A 17,067-nucleotide genomic window follows, 5' to 3' on the forward strand; every position below is an offset into this window, starting at 1 on the left:
GCCTCAACAAGAAGGGTCAGGCACGGATGTTCAGGAAACCGGGATGGCGGGAGACGGCCTGCAGGTCGATCTCCTGCCAGGCCGCGCCCTCGCGGTCGGTATACGCGGCGCCCTGCCAGGCCGGCGCGGAGCCGTCGGCCGCGGCCGGGCGGGCGTGCACGAAGGCATCGGCGCCGCGCAGGCCGACCAGGCGGTCCACCAGCAGGGCCGCGTTGACTTCGAGCGCCGGGTTGAAGACGACCAGGCTGGCCTCCGCCAGGGCCTGCTCGCCGCGCGCGGCGGGCGGCGGCGCATGGGCCTCCTGCGCCAGGAAGCCGGCGAGGTCGGCCACGCCGTAGAGCCCGCCGCGCAGGTTGGCCACGCCCAGGAACCACGGCCGCGCGTGCGGCACGGAATGGGGTGCGGTCCAGGAGAAGATCTCGCCGGCCTGGGCGAGCGGCAGCAGCAGGCGCCGGCCGGCGGACTCGATGGCCAGCCACGAGACGGCCAGGCCCTCGCTGCGGGCGGCCTGCAGGCGGGCGGCGAGGCGGGACTGGAGTTCCCGGAGGGCTTCGCGGTTGGCCATGGAACCTGCGCGGGCGCCCTTACAGGGCGGCGATCTTGGCCTTGAGTTCGGCCGGATCCACCGGCTTGGTGATGTAGCCGCGCGCACCCTGGCGCAGGCCCCAGACCCGGTCGGTCTCCTGGCTCTTGCTGGTGCACATGATGATGGGCACGTCCGCGTACTGCGGGTCGCGGCTGATGGAGCGGGTGAGCTGAAAGCCGTTCTGGCCGGGCATGACCACGTCCATCAGGATCAGGTCGGGCTTCTCCTCGGCCAGACGGCGGAAGGCTTCCTCGCCGTTCTCGGCCGTGCGCACCTGCAGCCCCTGCTTCTGGAGCAGTTCGGTGAGGAACATCAGTTCCGTCTTCGAGTCGTCCACGATCAATACCTTCTGGATGGGCATCAGGTCGCTCCTTGGGCTGCGCCGAACTGCTGCACGGCCTGCAGCAGCTGGTCCTTGGTGAATGGTTTGGTGAGGTAGTCCTGGCAGCCGACCATGCGGCCGCGCGCCTTGTCGAACACGCCGTCCTTGGACGACAGCATGACCAGCGGCGTCGTGGCGAAGCGCGGGTTGCGCTTGATGATGGCGCAGGTCTGGTAGCCGTCGAGCTTGGGCATCAGGATGTCGCAGAAGATCAGCTGCGGCTGGTAGTCATTGACCTTGGCCAGCGCGTCGAAGCCGTCGTCGGCCAGCAGCACGTCATGGCCGCCCTGCTTGAGGAAGATCTCGGCGCTGCGCCGGATGGTGTTGCTGTCGTCGACCACGAGGACCTTGAACGACGCTGCGCCAGTGTTCAATTCGATAGCTCCCGAGGTCCGGCTGACGGAAGGGGGGATGGAGGGCGGCACCGGGCGGCCGGATCAGATCTGCACCATCTCGAAATCTTCCTTGCGGGCGCCGCATTCGGGGCATGTCCAGTTCATCGGAACGTCCTCCCACACGGTGCCGGGCGCGATGCCATCTTCCGGCACGCCGGCCGATTCATCGTAGATCCACCCGCAGATCAAGCACATCCAGGTTCTCGGTTCCGTCACGATTCGAAATGGCCCAGCTTAAAGGGCCTTCACATAGAATGCAACGATTGTATCGAGGCCTCACGTGCGGGCCGATGACACCTGTCACACTGGTTTTTTGGCCCTCTCCTGCGGCAGTCCATGACCTATTCCCCCGCCACGCCGACCGGCACCCCCCCGGGCACCGACGACGAGGAAAGCAGCGTTCCCGCGAGCGTGCTGGCCTTCAACGCCAGCGACCCGAGCGGCGCCGGCGGCCTCGCGGCCGACATCGCGGCGGTCGCCTCGGTCGGCGGCCATGCGCTGCCGGTCGTGACCGGCGCCTATGCCCGCGACACGGCCGAGATCTTCGACCACTTCCCGCTCGACGACGAGGCCGTGGCCGAGCAGGCCCGCGCCGTGCTCGAGGACCTGGCGGTGCAGGTCATCAAGGTCGGCTTCGTCGGCAGCCCCGAGACGCTCGGCACGATCGCCGAGATCGCCTCCGACTATGCCGATGTGCCCTTAGTGGCCTACATGCCCGACCTGTCGTGGTGGGGCGAGGACCAGCTCGACCAGTACCTCGACGCCTTCCGCGAACTGATGCTGCCGCAGACCACGGTGCTGGTCGGCAACCACAGCACGCTCTGGCGCTGGCTGCTGCCCGACTGGACCCACGACCGCAGCCCCACCGCGCGCGACATCGCCCGCGCGGCCGGCGAGCAGGGCGTGCCCTATACGCTGGTGACCGGCATCCCGCTGCCCGAGCAGTTCGTCGAAAACGTGCTGGCCTCGCCGCAGGCGGTGCTGGTCACCGCCAAGTTCGAACTGTTCGACGCCACTTTCACCGGCGCCGGCGACACCCTCTCGGCCGCACTGGCCGCGCTGCTGGCCGCCGGCAGCGACCTCGGCGAAGCCACGGCCGAGGCCCTCGCCTACCTCGACCGCTGCCTCGACGCGGGCTTCCGCCCCGGCATGGGCCACATCGTGCCGGACCGCATGTTCTGGGCCCAGCCCGATGCCGAAGGCGGGGAAGAGGAAGCCGACGACCTGCCCGCCACCGACGGGTTCGTGATGCCCCCCCATGACACCAAGCACTGACCGCAACCTTCCCCTCTTCGAGCGCGCCCGCGCGCTGATCCCCGGCGGCGTGAACTCGCCGGTGCGCGCCTTCCGCGCCGTCGGCGGCACGCCGCGCTTCGTGCAGCGTGCGCACGGCGCCCACTTCTGGGACGCCAACGGCCAGCGCTTCATCGACTACATCGGCTCCTGGGGCCCGATGATCCTGGGCCACGGCCACCCGGCGGTGCTGCAGGCGGTGCAGCAGGCCGCGCAGGACGGCCTCAGCTTCGGCGCGCCGACCGAGCGCGAGATCGAGCTGGCCGAGGCCATCATCGCGCTGGTGCCGTCCATCGAGATGATCCGCCTCGTCAGCTCGGGCACCGAGGCCGGCATGAGCGCGATCCGCCTGGCGCGCGGCGCCACCGGCCGCAAGGTCATCGTCAAGTTCGAAGGCTGCTACCACGGCCACGCCGACGCACTGCTGGTCAAGGCCGGCAGCGGCCTCGCCACCCACGGCCATCCCACGAGCGCCGGCGTGCCCGAGGAAGTGGTGCGGCACACCCTGGTGCTCGAATACAACAACGTCGCCCAGCTCGAAGAAGCCTTCGCCGAGCACGGCCGCGACATCGCCGGCCTGATCATCGAGCCGATCGCCGGCAACATGAACTTCGTGCGCGCCTCGGCCGCGTTCGCCGCCCGCGCCCGCGCGCTGTGCACCGAGCATGGCGCGCTGCTGATCTTCGACGAGGTCATGACCGGCCTGCGCGTGGGCCGCGGCTCGGCCCAGGGTCTGCTGGGCATCACGCCCGACCTGACGGTGCTCGGCAAGGTGATCGGCGGCGGCATGCCGCTGGCGGCCTTCGGCGGCCGGCGCGACGTGATGGAGCAGCTCGCGCCGCTGGGCCCGGTCTACCAGGCCGGCACGCTCTCGGGCAACCCGGTCGCCACGGCCTGCGGGCTGGCGACGCTGGCCGAAGTCGCCCGACCCGGCTTCTACGAGAGCCTGTCCGCCCGCACCCGTGCGCTCACCGACGGCCTGGCCGACGCAGCGAAGGATGCCGGCGTGCCCTTCGCGGCCGACAGCGAAGGCGGCATGTTCGGCTTCTTCCTGCTGCCCGGACTGCCGCAGAACTACGGCCAGGTGCTGCGCACCGACGGCGCGAAGTTCAACACGCTGTTCCACGGCCTGCTGGACCGCGGCGTCTACATCGCGCCGGCGCTGTACGAGGCCGGCTTCGTCAGCGCGGCGCACACGCCGGCCGATATCGAGGAGACCGTGGCCGCGGCGCGCGAGGCGTTCCGGCTGCTCTGAAACCCCTCAGGGTATAGACCCAGAGCAGGCGCCAACTGCCGGCCTCCAGGTCATACTCCTCAGGTCGGTGCGGCGACCCGACGCCGACAGCCTCAGGCTGTCCGTCACACACCGCAGCTCGCCCTGCGCGTCGATCAGCACCGTGGCGAACATCGCGCCCCGGCGCGCCGCGCGGCAGCGGTGCGGCGATGGCCGCGTCAGAAGGAGTGTTCACCGCGATACCTTCCCATCAGCGCCAGCGATTGCGCATAGACCACGAGCCACATCACGTTGAACGAGGCTGCGGCGATGGCCTGGAATGGCTGCATCGGCAGCAGCAGCTGCGTGCAGGCGATCGGCGCGCCGAGCACGATCGGGTTCACCGTGATCGCCATCCAGCGCGGCCATGCGCTGCGGCCGCTCGCAATGGCGAAAGACAGCCACAGCATGCCGAGCATCTGGCACAGCACCGCCGGCATCCAGGTGATCAGCAGCACCTGGCGGAACTCGTCGGCAAGCGCCAGCAGCGCCGCATGCGCCTGCGGCGGCGCGACGAGCAGTTCCTGGTAGGTCGCGCCGACGAAGTAAAACGCCGCGTGCGGCAGCGGCGACAACGCGCAGCCGACGAAGATCAACGCGATCGCGGGCATCTTCCAGATGCGCCCGCAGGCGCGCATCCCGCACCACAGATGCCAATTGCCGACGAGATACAGCCAAACGCTGAACACGCCGCACAGCGCGCCGGCGATCAGGCGCGCGGTCGGCACGCCGACGACGTGCTCGGCCATGTCCGCGTCGATGCGGCCGGCCCAGGTCTGGAACAGCAGCGGGAACGCCGCGCGATCGGCGACATGGCCGACGATGAGGACATCGCCGGCGATCCAGCACAGCGCCGCGAGCACGCCGGCCCAGCCGGCCCACGCCGCCCGTTTCCGCGCGCTCACTGGACTACCCTCCGTCCCGCGGACTTCGGAGGCGGGCGCCTTGGGAGCGGCCGGGCGGCGCTCATGCCCTTGCTCCGGCGGTGGTCACATGGACGATCGCGGACGCGACGTTGCGCAACAGCGGGACCTGCATGCGCAGCAGCAGCCCGGCTTCGTCCCCGCCCATGCCCCACGGCATGGCCGGCGCGCGGCAGCGCGCCGTTTGCCCGCCGCCCTTCAATGTCCTTTTCGAGAACCAGCGCACAAAGTTCTTTGCGTTCACGACATGGTTCCGGCAAGGTTGATGGAGGTTTTTGCATTCACGACATCCACCCTGCGCCGGCGCCCCGCGCAGCGGGCACGCGCAGCCGCCACCAGCGCCATGCGCCGACCGCCAGCGGCAGCGCCGTCATCGCGAAGAACAGCCAGTCCCAACCGCCGTCGGCCAGCAGCATGCCGACGATGCCGCCCACGCAGGCCAGCGCCAGCGCCACGGCGGCGGCCAGGGTGCGCGCGCCGGTCATGGTGCGGCCTCCCCCGCCGCCGTGCGGACCGCGGCCGCCGCCGGCCGGCTGCGGCCGCGCCGCCGGTCCCACCACATCCAGGCGCCGTTGGCCGTGATGTAGAGCGTGAGCCAGGTGCTGAGCGTCCACAGCAGCTTGAGCGGCAGGCCGCCGTAGTCGCCGAAGTGCAGCGGCTGCGACAGGACGATGGCCTGCATGTACCAGGGCATCTCCAGCAGCGCCGCGACCTCGCCGCTGCCGGCATCGACCAGCCCGGCGCGGAACAGCCGGCTCTCCAGCCCCGCTGGCGCCCTCACCAGCACCGCGTAGTGCCGAGGCGTCGAATACTCGGTGCCGGGATAGATGACGGTGCCGACCTTCCAGCCGGCGGGCGCCCGGCGTTCCACGGCCGCGACCGCGGCGTCCAGCGGCACCGGCGGACGCCGCACATCGACCGGTTCGGATGCCACCTGGCCGCGCAGCTCGCCCAGGGCCGTGGCCGTCCAGAGGCCGGTTGCCACCGTGCCCAGGCCCAGCAGCACGCCGGTCAGGCTGACGGCGAAGGCCCAGCCCAGCACCACCACGCCGATGAAGTTGTGCAGGTCCAGCTGGCGCAGCCGCGGCCCGCGCCCGCGCCGCAGCAGGCCGAAGGCGACCTTCTTCGCATGCGGCCAGTAGACCACCAGTCCCGAGACCAGCGACACCAGCACCAGCAGCGCGATCACCGCGCCGATCAGCTCGCCCACCATCCCGAGGAACCAGCGCGCATGCAGCTCCAGCAGAAAGCCGGTGAGCGTGGCGGCCGGATCGACCGCATGGGCCGTGGGCCGCGCCGTGGCCAGTTCGGCATAGCGCAGCCTGGTGTTCTCGAATTTGCGCGCCTCGCCGGGCACCATCGCTGCCATCAGCACGCCCGGATGGTCCTGCGCGTCCAGCCCGACGCTGGCCACCCGCTCGCCGGCATGGGCGGCCAGCAGGTTGTCGATCGATTCCTGCAGCGGCCGGTGCGCCGCCCCGCCCGGCTGCACCGCCGGCACGTGGCCCAGGGCCGCGTCGATCTCCTCGTGGAAGACCAGCACCGTGCCGCTCAGGCAGAGGATGAGGAACGGCAGCGTCGCCACCAGGCTGCACCAGCGGTGCAGCCAGAGGTTGGCGCGGAAGAAGCGGGAGGGGGTACGAGGGGCCACGGTCATAGAGGGGAAGGCCGATACCAAGCCCTTGCGGGATCGTGAACGGGCTGCGCGGCCATCGGGCAGCGCCGGGAGAACCCGTCGGATGCCGGCTGGCCGAAAGCATGCATGGCCGCGCAGCATAACCCAGTCAATACCAATCAATCGTATTTACGATGCAAAGAGCGGCATGGACGCAGGGGCGTGCGCGTCCGCATGGGACCGCCGGCTGAGGCGCCCGATGCCATCGCCCCAGACGCCAACGCACGCCCGACCTGCTTTGGAAGGTGCTTACTGCCAAGCGGCGGACGCTGCTCCAGGCGCTGGTGGGCGGGGGCATGGCGTCCATCCGTGAGGCCGCACAGCGCGTGGGACGCGATGTGAAAGTGGTTCACGGCGACGTGACAGCGCTGATGGACGCAGGCGTGCTGGAGCGCGCAGAAAGCGGCATCGTGTTCCCTACGATGTGGATTTCATGCTGAAGGCGGCGTGATTACGGCTCTGCCTGTGTGGTTGAGGAACGAGGACAGCCTGAGGTGCGGACACCGCGTTTCGAGGCGTCCTGACCGATGAACGCGATCGCCCGGCAGTCCCCCTGCGGACCAGGATCAAGTCACTGTCGCCCGAGCAAGCAGTCCAGGCGGCCGGGGTATGGACTGCAAGCGGCGGGCGGTCGCCCGGATTCCACCCCATCCCCGAGAGCCTGTCATCAGTACCGGTAAGTCAGCGTCGCCAGGAGGTTGCGCGGCGCGCCATAGGTTCCGCTGTTGGAGGCGTAGTAGGCCCAGTACGTCTTGTCGAACAGGTTGTTGACGTTGACCTGCAGCGACACGCTGGGCGTGAACGCGTAGCGCGCCATGAGGCCGACCATGGCGAACGCGCCCTGCCCATAGCGGTAGCTGGCACCGGACGCCGCGAAGCTGAAGTCGTCGTGGGTCGCGTTCTGCCACTTCAGGTTGCCGCCCACGGTCAGCTTGCTCCAGGCGCCCGGCAGCCGGTAGCTCGTGCCGAGCTTGAAGAGCGTCTTCGGCATGTAGGGGTTGAACTCCGCGCCGTATTGGTCGCGGACGATGGTGCGCGAGATGCCGGCGGTCAGGTTCCATTGCGGCAACAGCTGGCCGGACAGTTCGGCTTCGAAGCCGCGGCTCTTCACGCCGCTGGCGGCCCGGTAGGCCTGGTCGCTGGTGCCCGCCACCATGTTCGTGCCGTCAGCCGTGGCGACGTTGTCCTGCAGCGTCCTGAACACGGCGAGCGAGGCATTCAGCCGCCCGTCCAGGTATTCGCCCTTCACGCCAACCTCGTAGTTCTTGCCGGTGACCGGGTCGAGGTAGTTGCCCGAGGCGTCGCGGTAGTTCTGCGGATTGAAGATCTCGGTGTAGCTGGCATACAGCGAATGGTCCCTGCCCAGGTCGTAGAGCGCGCCGACATAGGGGGCGAACGCCGAGTGGGAGCGCGTGGTGCCGTCGGCCGTGCTGCGCCATTCGGTATGGCGCCCGCCGATGATGACTTTGAGCGGATCGGCGAGCGACAGGCGCGCTGCGGCGTAGAGCGCGTTCTCGCGCGTGCGCGTGATGCTGGTGTCGGGATAGTCGGTCCAGCTGGGTTCGGCATAGGAGCCGTCCCAGGCGCGGTAGTCGGCGATGTCCTCGATGGCGTATTTCTGGTTGTAGGTGTGCGAATGCCGCCGGTTGGCGCTGTAGCCCACGATCAGTTCATGCCGGCGCCCGAGCAGCGAAAACGGCCCGCTGGCCTGCAGCGATCCGGTGGTCTGCTTGTGGGTGTCGTCTGCCATCCAGGAATAGGCCGACAGGCCTGCGCCGGTACTGCTGTCCAGCCCGGTGCCGTACAGGTCGTAGGGCAGGACCAGCTTGCTCTGGTAGTTCTTGTCCACCTGGGTCAGGCTGCCCTTCAGGCTCCAGCCGTTGTCGAAGCGGTGCTCGACATCGACGAACGCCGACTTGATGGTGGAGTTCCAGTACGTCCAGCTAGCGCCTTCGTTCTTCGACCGCGACAGGTTGGTGGCCGTGCCGTCGCTGAAGAGCACCGGCAGGCCGCCCCAGGTCGCCCCGTCGATCTTGTCGCGGGTGTAGTCCGCGCCGACCGACAGCTTCGTTCGCGGGGTCAGGTCGGCCTCGATCGTGCCGTAGATCCCCTGCTTCTTGTTTTTGTAGAAGTCGAGGTGGGACTCCTTGTCCTGCGCCACGGCCACCAGCCGGCCGCGCACGCGACCATCGCTGGTCAGCGGCGTGGACAGGTCCACCTCCGCGCGCCGGTTGCTCCAGGAGCCCAGGCTCAGTCTGGCGCTGCCCTGGAAGGTCTTGCTGTCGGCACGCTTGCGCACGTAGTTGACGGTGGCCGACGGCTCGCCCGCGCCGGTCAGCAGGCCGGTGGCGCCGCGCACGATCTCGACGCGGTCATAGAACGCCAGATCCTGGGCGTTTTCACCATAGATGCCGCCGCTGCCATCGTTGGTGACGACACCATCGAAGGACACCCGGTCGATGCTGAAGCCACACGCATAGTAGTAAGTGCGCTTGGTATCCCAGTCGTTGCCATACACGCCGGTCACGCTGTCCAGCGCGTCCTTGGCCGTGATGTAGCCCTGGTCCTCGATCTGCTGGCGCGTGACCACGCTGACGGACTGCGGCGTCTCGCGCAGCGACAGGCCCAGGCCCGTGGCCGTGGCGGTGGCACGCGTGGTGTAGGACTCTGTGCCCTCGGTCGTGCCGCTGCGGTCAGCCTGGGCGCTCACCGTCACCTCGCCGAGCGAGCGGGCGGCCTGCGGAGCCCGTTCGACCACCAGCGTACGGCCCTGCACCCTGCCCTGCAGCCCGCTGCCGGCCAACAGTACGCGCAGAGCATCGGCCACTTCGAAGTTGCCGCGCACGGCGGCGGACTGCCGGCCTTCGGCCAGTTCGGGCGCGAAGGCGAGCTGCAGGCCGGCCTGCGATGCCAAGGCGGCCAGGGCCGGCGCGAGCGGCTGGGCGGGCACGTCGAAGCTGCGGGCCTGGGCCATGGTGCACTGGATCTGCAGCGCGAGGCCCACGGCCATGGCCGCCCGGGCCAGCGTATGCAGACGGAAGAAAGAATCGGAGATCATGCTGAAGCGTCCTTTGGCAAGACAGGTCGAAGAAAGGCTCTCAACCTGCTGGACGAACGAACTGCCGGATCCCTGAAGATTTTTTCTAGTGCGCAGCGATCCACACCACGCCGTCGCCCTGGCGCGCCACGCGCACCGGCAGCACGGCATGCAGCGACTGCAACCATTCGCCCAAATGGGCCACCTCGACAGTGCCGCTGACGCGCAGGCGGGCCGCACGCGGCTCGGCCTGCAGCTCGAAGCGGGCATAGCGCGCCAGGCGCTGCACCACCTCCCCGAGCGGCACCGCGTCGAAGTGCCGTATGCCGTCGCGCCAGGACGCGGCCGCGCCGGCCGCCGGCTGCCCGCGGCCATCGGCACCGATGCGCAGGCCCTGGCCGGCCGTCAGCTCGACCGCGGCGGCTGCCGCATGCTCCACCCGCACCCGGCCCGATTCCACCTGCACCAGCACCGCGCCGCCGGGTTCGCGGTCCACCCCGAAGCGCGTGCCGAGCACGGTCGCCGTCACGCCGCCGGCCTCCACCAGGAACGGGCGGCCGGGATCGCGCTGCACGCCGAAGAAGGCAGCCCCCGCCAGCAGCCGCGCCACGCGGCGGCCGGCGTCGAAGGCGAATTCGATGCGCGTGCCGGCATCCAGCACCACCTCGGAGCCATCGGGCAGCGTCTCGGTGCGCCGGCCGCCGCGCGGCACGGCGAACGCCTCCTGCCAGTGCAGCGCCTGCGCACGCCAGTGCTGCCACAGCAGCGATGCGCCGAGGCTCAGGCCCGCCAGGCTCAGCAGCGAGGCCAGGCCCTTGCGCCGGCCGCTGCGCGGTGCGGCGGCGCCCGGCCGCTCGCCGCGCCAGTGGTGCAGCGCCGCCTCGATGCGATCCGTTGCCGCCGTCAGGTCGCGCTCGACCGTGTTGAGCGACACCCCGAGCTGCCGGGCGATCAGCGCCTGGCTCTGGCCATGCAGGCGGTGGGCGACGAAGGCGCTGCGGACGCGCTCGGGCAGCGCGGCCAGCGCCGCCTCTACTGCCGCCAGCGCCTGGCGGTACATCAGGCCGTCGGCCACGTCCGGCGCATGCGAAGCCGCGGCGCCGCTGGCCAGCGCCTCGTCGGTGTGCGTCCGGAGCCACCGGCTGCGGCGGTACCGGTCGAGCAGCAGGTGGGCCGCGACCGTGTTCAGGTAGGCGCGGGCATCGGCCGGCAGCGGCCGCCCTGCCCCGGCCGACTCGGCCAGGCGCAGCCAGGCGCAGCCAGGCGTCGTGCGCTATCTCGCGCGCCTCGTCAGTATTGCCTGTGCGCCCCCGCAGGAAACGCACCAGCGCTTCATACTGGAGGGGGAATTCGTCAAGCAGTGGAAGGCGGGCCGGCGTGCTCATGGCCGGCAATGATAGCCATCAAATAGGAATCACTATCAAACGATGGCTGCTGGGCCAGCACCACGGACCCCCAAAAGGGCGCCGCGGGCGCCCTGCTGTTGGTGCAGCGGTTCTCAATGCCGGAAATGGCGCACGCCGGTGAAGACCATCGCCACGCCGCGCTCGTCGGCCGCGTCGATGACCTCTTGGTCGCGCACGCTGCCGCCGGGTTGGATGACGGCGGCGGCGCCGCCGTCGATCACCACGTCCAGCCCGTCGCGGAACGGGAAGAAGGCGTCGCTCGCGACGACCGAGCCTTGCAGCGAGAGGCCGGCGTTGGCGGCCTTGATGCTGGCGATGCGGGCCGAGTCGATGCGGCTCATCTGGCCGGCGCCCACGCCCAGCGTCATGCCGCCGGCGCAGTAGACGATGGCGTTGCTCTTGACGAACCTGGCGACGTTCCAGGCGAACAGCAGGTCGTCGATCTGCTGCGCGGTGGGGTGCAGCGCGGTGACGACCTTCAGGTCGGCGCGGGTCAGCTCGTGGTTGTCGGCCGACTGCACCAGCAGGCCCGAGCCGATGCGCTTGACGTCATGGCTGTTCAGGCCGCGCTCCCAGGCGGTCCTGCCGTCGCGCTTCACGCCGTCGAGCGGGATCTCCAGCACGCGCACGTTGGCCTTGGCCTTGAAGACTTCGAGCGCCTCGGGCGTATAGCCCGGCGCCAGCAGCACCTCGACGAACTGCCGGGCGACCTGCTGGGCCGCCGCGCCGTCGAGCACGGTGTTGAAGGCGATGATGCCGCCGAAGGCCGAGGTGGAATCGGTTTTGAAGGCCTTGGAATAGGCTTCCAGCGGGTTGGCGCCCACGGCCGCGCCGCACGGGTTGGCATGCTTGACGATCACGCATGCAGGCGTGTCGAAGCTCTTGACGGCCTCCCAGGCGGCATCGGCGTCGGCGATGTTGTTGTAGCTCAGCTCCTTGCCCTGCAGCTGCCGGGCGGTGACCAGCGAGCCCGGCGCCGGGTACAGGTCGCGGTAGAAGGCAGCCTGCTGGTGCGGGTTCTCGCCGTAGCGCAGATCCTGGAGCTTGACGAAGCTGCCGTTGCTCTGGCCGGGGAACGCGGCGCGCGCGCCGTCCGGCCCGATGGAGGAAAGGTAGTCGCTGATGGCCGCGTCGTATTGGGCGATGCGGTTGAAGGCGGCGACCGCGAACGCGAACCTGGTCCTGTCGCCGAGCCGGCCGTCGGCCTTCAGCTCGGCCAGGGCGACGTCGTACTGGGCGGCGTCGGTCAGCACGCCGACGTCCTTCCAGTTCTTGGCGGCGGAGCGCACCATGGCCGGGCCGCCGATGTCGATGTTCTCGATCGCGTCTTCCAGCGTGCAGCCCGGTTTGGCGACGGTGGCCTCGAACGGATACAGGTTGACGACCAGCAGGTCGATGGTCTCGATGCCGTGCTGCGCGATCGCTGCCACATGGGCCTGCAGGTCGCGGCGGGCCAGCAGGCCGCCGTGGATCCTGGGGTGCAGCGTCTTGACGCGGCCGTCGAGCATCTCCGGAAAGCCGGTGTGCTCGGCCACCTCGGTCACCGGCAGGCCGGCCTCGGCCAGCAGCCGGGCGGTGCCGCCGGTCGAGAGGAGCTTGATGCCCAGCGCGTGCAGGCCCTGCGCGAACGCGAGGACGCCGGTCTTGTCGGAGACGGAGAGGAGTGCTGTCGTCATGGTGTGGGATGGAAAGGGAATTCGAAAATGATGGGCGGCGACAGCGGCGCGCTCACTTCAGGAGCTTGTGCTCCACGAGTTTTTTTCGCAGCGTGTTGCGGTTCAGGCCCAGCCATTCGGCCGCGCGCGACTGGTTGCCCTCGGCATGGCGCATGACCACTTCGAGCAGCGGCTTTTCGGCGATGCGCACCAGCATGTCGTACATGCCGTCGGGCTGCTCGCCGCCCAGGTCGTCGAAATACCCCTCCAGGCTGTCGCGGATGCATTCTTCGATCTGTTTCTTGCTCATACCGTCGGGATTCCGAGTGATGCTTCTTCGTCCGGGACTGGTGCCGGCGCGGCCGGCAGGCGGTCCATGCGGCCGGCCAGCGTGTCGAAGAAGCCTTCGACCGCGCGCAACTGGGCGGCGCAGTCTTCCAAAGTGTTCATGTGGCGGCGGAACTCCTCGCCGCCCGGCATGGCGCGCACGTACCAGCCGATGTGCTTGCGCGCGCTGCGCACGCCGGTCGGCTCGCCGTAGAGCGCGTAGTGGGCATGCAGGTGCTCGACCAGCAGGCGGCGCACCTCGGCCACCAGCGGCGGCGCGAGGTGCTCGCCGGTCGCGAGGAAGTGCGCCACCTCGCGGAAGATCCACGGCCGGCCCTGGGCGGCGCGGCCGATCATGACCGCATCGGCGCCGGTGGCCGCCAGCACGTCGCGCGCCTTCCCGGGCGAATCGACGTCGCCGTTGGCCACCACGGGGATGGCGACGGCCTGCTTGACCTCGCGGATCGTGTCGTATTCGGCGAAGCCGCTGTAGCCCTGTTCGCGCGTGCGGCCGTGCACCGTGAGCATGCGGATGCCCACGCCCTCGAACCGGCGGGCCAGCGCGACCGCGTTGCGGCCGGCCTCGCACCAGCCGGTGCGCATCTTGAGCGTGACCGGCACGCCATGCGGCGCACAGGCCTCGACCACGGCGGCCGCGATGGCCACGGCCAGCGGCTCGTCCTGCATGAGCGCCGAGCCGGCCCACTTGTTGCAGACCTTCTTGGCCGGGCAGCCCATGTTGATGTCGATGATCTGCGCGCCCCGCTCCACGTTGTAGGCCGCGGCCTCGGCCATCATGGCCGCGTCGGTGCCGGCGATCTGCACGGCGATCGGCGCGGTCTCGCCCTCGTGGTTGGCGCGGCGCGAGGTCTTCAGGCTCGCCCACAGGTCGCGCCGCGAGGTCACCATCTCGCTGACCGCATAGCCCGCGCCGAGTGCCTTGCAGAGCTGGCGGAACGGCCGGTCGGTCACGCCGGCCATGGGCGCGGCAAAGACGTTGTTCGGCAGGACGAATGGGCCGATCTGCATGGCGGGCAAGCGAGGGCGGGGAAAGGAGGAAACGGGCGGCGGGCGCGGAAGAGGCGGGATTGTACCTGCTGAAAAATTCAGCAACCACGAACGGTGCAATTGTTTTCCTTTCACGGCGTGCCGGCCGACAGCCCGGGCGCTCGTCGGTTCCTATACTCGCGGCCCATGCTGCAAGACTGGCTCGCCTCCCTGACCGCGCTGCTCGCGCTGCCCGAGTACGGACTGAGCACCCTGTTCATCGTCTCGTTCGTGTCGGCGACGCTGCTGCCGCTGGGCTCGGAGCCGGCGCTCTACGGCCTGCTGCGGCTCAACCCGGGGCTGTTCTGGCCGGCCATCCTGGTCGCCACCGCCGGCAACACGCTGGGCGGCGCCTTCGACTGGTGGCTGGGCTGGGGCGCCCACAAGGTGGCCGACAAGTACAGCCACAGCAGGCACCACGCGCGCGTGCTGGTGTGGCGGGAGCGGCTCGGCCCCAAGGCCTGCCTGCTGAGCTGGCTGCCGCTGGTGGGCGACCCGCTCTGCGCCGTGGCCGGCTGGCTGCGGCTGGCGTTCTGGCCCTGCCTCATCTACATGGCGATCGGCAAGTTCCTGCGCTACCTGGCGATGACGGCGGCGCTGGTCTACGCCTTGCCGGGCTGAGCGGCGGGCCGCTTTCGACTTGAGGGAAAATCACGGGCTTTAGGCCGGGCCTTCCGCAGGAGAGCCGCTCAGGCCGTTTCCGCTGCCCGGCTTCCCTGAAACGCCAAGAATGTCCTCGAACCTTGCCCTGAACCCGCAGATCTCCGTCGAAAAAATCGGCGGCACCTCCATGACGGCTTTTGGTGACGTGCTGCGTCACATCGTGCTGCACGACCCCGAGCGCATCTACGGCCGGATCTACGTAGTGTCGGCGTATTCCGGGGTGACCAACCAGCTGCTGGAGCACAAGAAGACCGGCGAGCGCGGCATCTACGCGCTGTTCGCCGAAGGCCAGGGCTACCAGGACGCGCTGGCGCAGCTGGCCGCAAGCCTCAAGAAGCTCAACGCCGGCTTCGCCGGCCTGCGCCTGCCGCTGGACGTGGCCGATGCCTTCGTCGACCACCGCATCGCCCAGGCCCGCGAATACCTGGGCGCCATGCACCACGTGCTGGCCAGCGGCTACCTGAGCCGCCGCGACGTGTTGCTGGCCGCGCGCGAGGTGCTGGCCTCCATCGGCGAATCGCACAGCGCCTTCAACTCGGTGGAAATCATCAAGGCCCACGGCGTGAAGGCCGTGCTGCTCGACCTCGCCGGCTGCGACGACAACGAGGCCTGGACCATCGACGAGCGCATCGCCCACAGCTTCAAGGGCCTGGACCTGGCCAACAACGTGATCGTGGCCACCGGCTATACCAAGGGCACCGAAGGCATCATGCGGGAGTTCGACCGCGGCTACTCCGAGGTGACCTTCAGCAAGATCGCGGTCGAGGTCCGGCCGGCCGAGGCGGTGATCCACAAGGAGTTCCACCTGTCCTCGGCCGATCCCAACCTCGTGGGGCTGGAAAACGCCATCGTGGTCGGCGCCACCAACTACGACGTGGCCGACCAGCTGGCCGACGTGGGCATGGAGGCCATCCATCCCAAGGCCGCCAAGCCGATGGAGCTGGCCGGCATTCCGATCCGGCTGAAGAACACCTTCGAGCCGGACCACCCCGGCACCCTGATCACCAAGGACTTCGTCGGCCAGCGCGCGCGCGTCGAGATCGTGACCGGCAGCGACAAGGTGACGCTGCTGGAGATCCACGACCCGAGCATGGTCGGCACCGTCGGCTTCGACGCCGGGCTGCTCGAAGTCATCTGCCGCCACGGCGTGAGCTACCTGCTCAAGGCCACCAATGCCAACTCCATCGCCCACCTGGTCTGGGACAACCAGATCACGCCGGAGCTGGTGGAAGAACTCCAGGGCCGCTACCAGGTGGTGACCGTCAAGAAGAGCGCCATCGTCTGCGCGATCGGCTCCAACATCGGCATCCCGGGCGTGCTGGCCAAGGCCGCGCAGGCACTGGCCGATGCGGACGTGAACGTGAACTGCGTGTCGCAGACGCTGCGCCAGGTCAGCATGCAGTTCGTGATCGAACGCGAGGACTACAAGACGGCGGTGAAGGCGCTCAACCAGGCGCTCTGCGTCAACGCCTGAACCCGGCAGGCGTCCGCGGCCTTCCGCCATATCAGGGGGTATATGCCCCAGCCGCCCGTCTGATGCGCGCCCAAGGCAGTCTACCTCGGGGGTATTGGCTCAGTTGGCCGCCGGGGGATCGGCCGCCGACTCCGGCAGATAGCCGCGCGGCGAGCGCCCCATGCTGCGCCGGAACATCGCGATGAAGGCGCTGGGTGCGGCATAGCCCAGGTCGGCCGCGACCTTGGCGACCGGCTCCCTCTCGGCCAGTTTGGCCAGCGCTTCCATCAGCCGCACCTGCTGCCGCCAGGCACCGAAGCCCATGCCCAGCTGCTGCTGGAACAGCCGGCGCAGCGTGCGCGGGCTGGCGCCGACGCGGTCCGCATGGTCCTCCAGCGTGCGGGCGTCCTGTGGTCGGGCCAGCACCTCCTCGCACAGGCGGAGCAGGCGCGCATCGGCGGGCAGTGCCACGTGCAGCGGCAACTGCTCCATGCCGGCGATCTCGATGAGCAGCAGGTCTTCCATCGCCCGCTGGCGCGCCCCGGGCGGCGCCGCGTCGCGCGGATCGTGCAGGGCCAGCTCGCCCAGCAGCCGCTGCAGCAACGCCGGCACCACGACGACCGCGCAGGCCTCGCACGGCGCCGGCATGGCGTGCGCAGCCACGTAGAGCGTGCACATCGACACCGGCCCGACCATGTGGATCGCATGCGGCATCCAGGCTGGTATCCACATGCCCCGACCCGGCGGCACGACCCAGTAGCCGCCGGGCGTGGTCACGCGCATCACGCCGCGGACCGCATGCAGCAACTGCGCAACGTCGTGGCGGTGCTGCGGCTGGGCCGAACTGGCCGGGTAGTCGTGGGCGAACACCAGGCTGCGCCCGCCGCCGAAGAAGGGGTAGAGCGGAATCTCCTCGCCATGCGCTCCCGGATGTGCTTCGGTACCTGCCATG

Annotated in this window: 19 protein-coding genes; 5 read left to right on the forward strand and 14 right to left on the reverse strand. The window is 69.6% G+C overall.

Annotation, left to right across the window (positions count from 1 at the left end):
• Nucleotides 1-16: 16 nt before the first annotated feature.
• From GAK38_RS02165 to GAK38_RS02180, 4 genes are all read right to left on the reverse strand, one after another.
• On the reverse strand, nucleotides 17-565 hold the full coding sequence (locus tag GAK38_RS02165; protein ID WP_325341046.1) for a chemotaxis protein CheW: 549 nt from the start codon (nucleotides 563-565) through the stop codon (nucleotides 17-19).
• A gap of 19 nt (nucleotides 566-584) precedes the next feature.
• Nucleotides 585-947, reverse strand: a complete 363-nt coding sequence (locus GAK38_RS02170) for a response regulator (RefSeq protein ID WP_325341048.1) — start codon at nucleotides 945-947, stop codon at nucleotides 585-587.
• Complete coding sequence (locus GAK38_RS02175) at nucleotides 947-1,342, reverse strand: response regulator (RefSeq protein ID WP_325341049.1); 396 nt, start codon at nucleotides 1,340-1,342, stop codon at nucleotides 947-949. The genes GAK38_RS02170 and GAK38_RS02175 overlap by 1 nt, the downstream gene beginning before the upstream one ends.
• Nucleotides 1,343-1,405: 63 nt before the next feature.
• Nucleotides 1,406-1,558, reverse strand: coding sequence for a rubredoxin (locus GAK38_RS02180; RefSeq protein ID WP_325341050.1), 153 nt, complete (start codon nucleotides 1,556-1,558; stop codon nucleotides 1,406-1,408).
• A 141-nt stretch (nucleotides 1,559-1,699) separates the two neighbouring features.
• On the opposite strand from GAK38_RS02180, the gene thiD reads away from it, so the two are divergent.
• Nucleotides 1,700-2,638: a bifunctional hydroxymethylpyrimidine kinase/phosphomethylpyrimidine kinase gene (gene thiD, locus GAK38_RS02185; RefSeq protein ID WP_325341052.1), complete on the forward strand. Its 939-nt coding sequence runs from the start codon at nucleotides 1,700-1,702 to the stop codon at nucleotides 2,636-2,638.
• Nucleotides 2,622-3,911: a glutamate-1-semialdehyde 2,1-aminomutase gene (gene hemL / locus GAK38_RS02190; protein WP_325341054.1), complete on the forward strand. Its 1,290-nt coding sequence runs from the start codon at nucleotides 2,622-2,624 to the stop codon at nucleotides 3,909-3,911. The genes thiD and hemL overlap by 17 nt, the downstream gene beginning before the upstream one ends.
• Before the next feature lie 197 nt (nucleotides 3,912-4,108).
• Here hemL and GAK38_RS02195 read toward each other — a convergent pair whose 3' ends face one another.
• From GAK38_RS02195 to GAK38_RS02210, 4 genes are all read right to left on the reverse strand, one after another.
• Nucleotides 4,109-4,834 carry a DUF6796 family protein gene (locus GAK38_RS02195; protein WP_325341055.1) on the reverse strand — a complete coding sequence of 242 codons (726 nt, stop codon included), beginning with the start codon at nucleotides 4,832-4,834 and terminating at the stop codon, nucleotides 4,109-4,111.
• 61 nt (nucleotides 4,835-4,895) lie between these two features.
• Nucleotides 4,896-5,096 (reverse strand): hypothetical protein, encoded by a 201-nt coding sequence (locus GAK38_RS02200; protein WP_325341057.1) that lies wholly within the window; start codon nucleotides 5,094-5,096, stop codon nucleotides 4,896-4,898.
• Nucleotides 5,097-5,133: 37 nt separating this feature from the next.
• Nucleotides 5,134-5,337 (reverse strand): hypothetical protein, encoded by a 204-nt coding sequence (locus GAK38_RS02205; protein ID WP_325341058.1) that lies wholly within the window; start codon nucleotides 5,335-5,337, stop codon nucleotides 5,134-5,136.
• On the reverse strand, nucleotides 5,334-6,503 hold the full coding sequence (locus GAK38_RS02210) for a PepSY-associated TM helix domain-containing protein (RefSeq protein WP_325341059.1): 1,170 nt from the start codon (nucleotides 6,501-6,503) through the stop codon (nucleotides 5,334-5,336). Before GAK38_RS02210 ends, GAK38_RS02205 begins: the two co-directional genes overlap by 4 nt.
• Nucleotides 6,504-6,760: 257 nt before the next feature.
• Here GAK38_RS02210 and GAK38_RS02215 point away from each other — a divergent pair, with 257 nt between their 5' ends.
• Nucleotides 6,761-6,967 carry an HVO_A0114 family putative DNA-binding protein gene (locus GAK38_RS02215; RefSeq protein WP_443089145.1) on the forward strand — a complete coding sequence of 69 codons (207 nt, stop codon included), beginning with the start codon at nucleotides 6,761-6,763 and terminating at the stop codon, nucleotides 6,965-6,967.
• Between the two features lie 227 nt (nucleotides 6,968-7,194).
• Here GAK38_RS02215 and GAK38_RS02220 read toward each other — a convergent pair whose 3' ends face one another.
• The 5 genes from GAK38_RS02220 to dusB form a co-directional block, all read right to left on the reverse strand.
• Nucleotides 7,195-9,585 carry a TonB-dependent siderophore receptor gene (locus GAK38_RS02220; RefSeq protein ID WP_325341063.1) on the reverse strand — a complete coding sequence of 797 codons (2,391 nt, stop codon included), beginning with the start codon at nucleotides 9,583-9,585 and terminating at the stop codon, nucleotides 7,195-7,197.
• Between the two features lie 85 nt (nucleotides 9,586-9,670).
• A complete protein-coding gene (locus tag GAK38_RS02225) occupies nucleotides 9,671-10,813 on the reverse strand; it encodes a FecR domain-containing protein (RefSeq protein ID WP_325341224.1) in 1,143 nt (380 codons plus the stop codon).
• A gap of 249 nt (nucleotides 10,814-11,062) precedes the next feature.
• Nucleotides 11,063-12,646, reverse strand: coding sequence for a bifunctional phosphoribosylaminoimidazolecarboxamide formyltransferase/IMP cyclohydrolase (gene purH, locus GAK38_RS02230; RefSeq protein ID WP_325341065.1), 1,584 nt, complete (start codon nucleotides 12,644-12,646; stop codon nucleotides 11,063-11,065).
• 52 nt (nucleotides 12,647-12,698) lie between these two features.
• The gene (locus GAK38_RS02235) at nucleotides 12,699-12,935 is read right to left on the reverse strand and encodes a helix-turn-helix domain-containing protein (protein WP_325341067.1); all 237 of its coding nucleotides are present in this window, start codon (nucleotides 12,933-12,935) and stop codon (nucleotides 12,699-12,701) included.
• Nucleotides 12,932-13,981, reverse strand: a complete 1,050-nt coding sequence (gene dusB / locus GAK38_RS02240) for a tRNA dihydrouridine synthase DusB (protein WP_325341068.1) — start codon at nucleotides 13,979-13,981, stop codon at nucleotides 12,932-12,934. Before dusB ends, GAK38_RS02235 begins: the two co-directional genes overlap by 4 nt.
• Before the next feature lie 168 nt (nucleotides 13,982-14,149).
• On the opposite strand from dusB, the gene GAK38_RS02245 reads away from it, so the two are divergent.
• Nucleotides 14,150-14,620: a YqaA family protein gene (locus GAK38_RS02245; RefSeq protein WP_325341226.1), complete on the forward strand. Its 471-nt coding sequence runs from the start codon at nucleotides 14,150-14,152 to the stop codon at nucleotides 14,618-14,620.
• 109 nt (nucleotides 14,621-14,729) lie between these two features.
• On the forward strand, nucleotides 14,730-16,136 hold the full coding sequence (locus GAK38_RS02250) for an aspartate kinase (protein WP_325341070.1): 1,407 nt from the start codon (nucleotides 14,730-14,732) through the stop codon (nucleotides 16,134-16,136).
• Nucleotides 16,137-16,235: 99 nt separating this feature from the next.
• On the opposite strand, the gene GAK38_RS02255 is transcribed toward GAK38_RS02250, so the two are convergent.
• Entirely contained in the window at nucleotides 16,236-17,066 is an 831-nt protein-coding gene (locus GAK38_RS02255; RefSeq protein WP_325341072.1) for an AraC family transcriptional regulator, read from the reverse strand.
• Nucleotide 17,067 lies beyond the last annotated feature (1 nt).

This window comes from Xylophilus sp. (assembly GCA_009914555.1).
Classification (GTDB): Bacteria; Pseudomonadota; Gammaproteobacteria; order Burkholderiales; family Burkholderiaceae_C; genus WNDY01.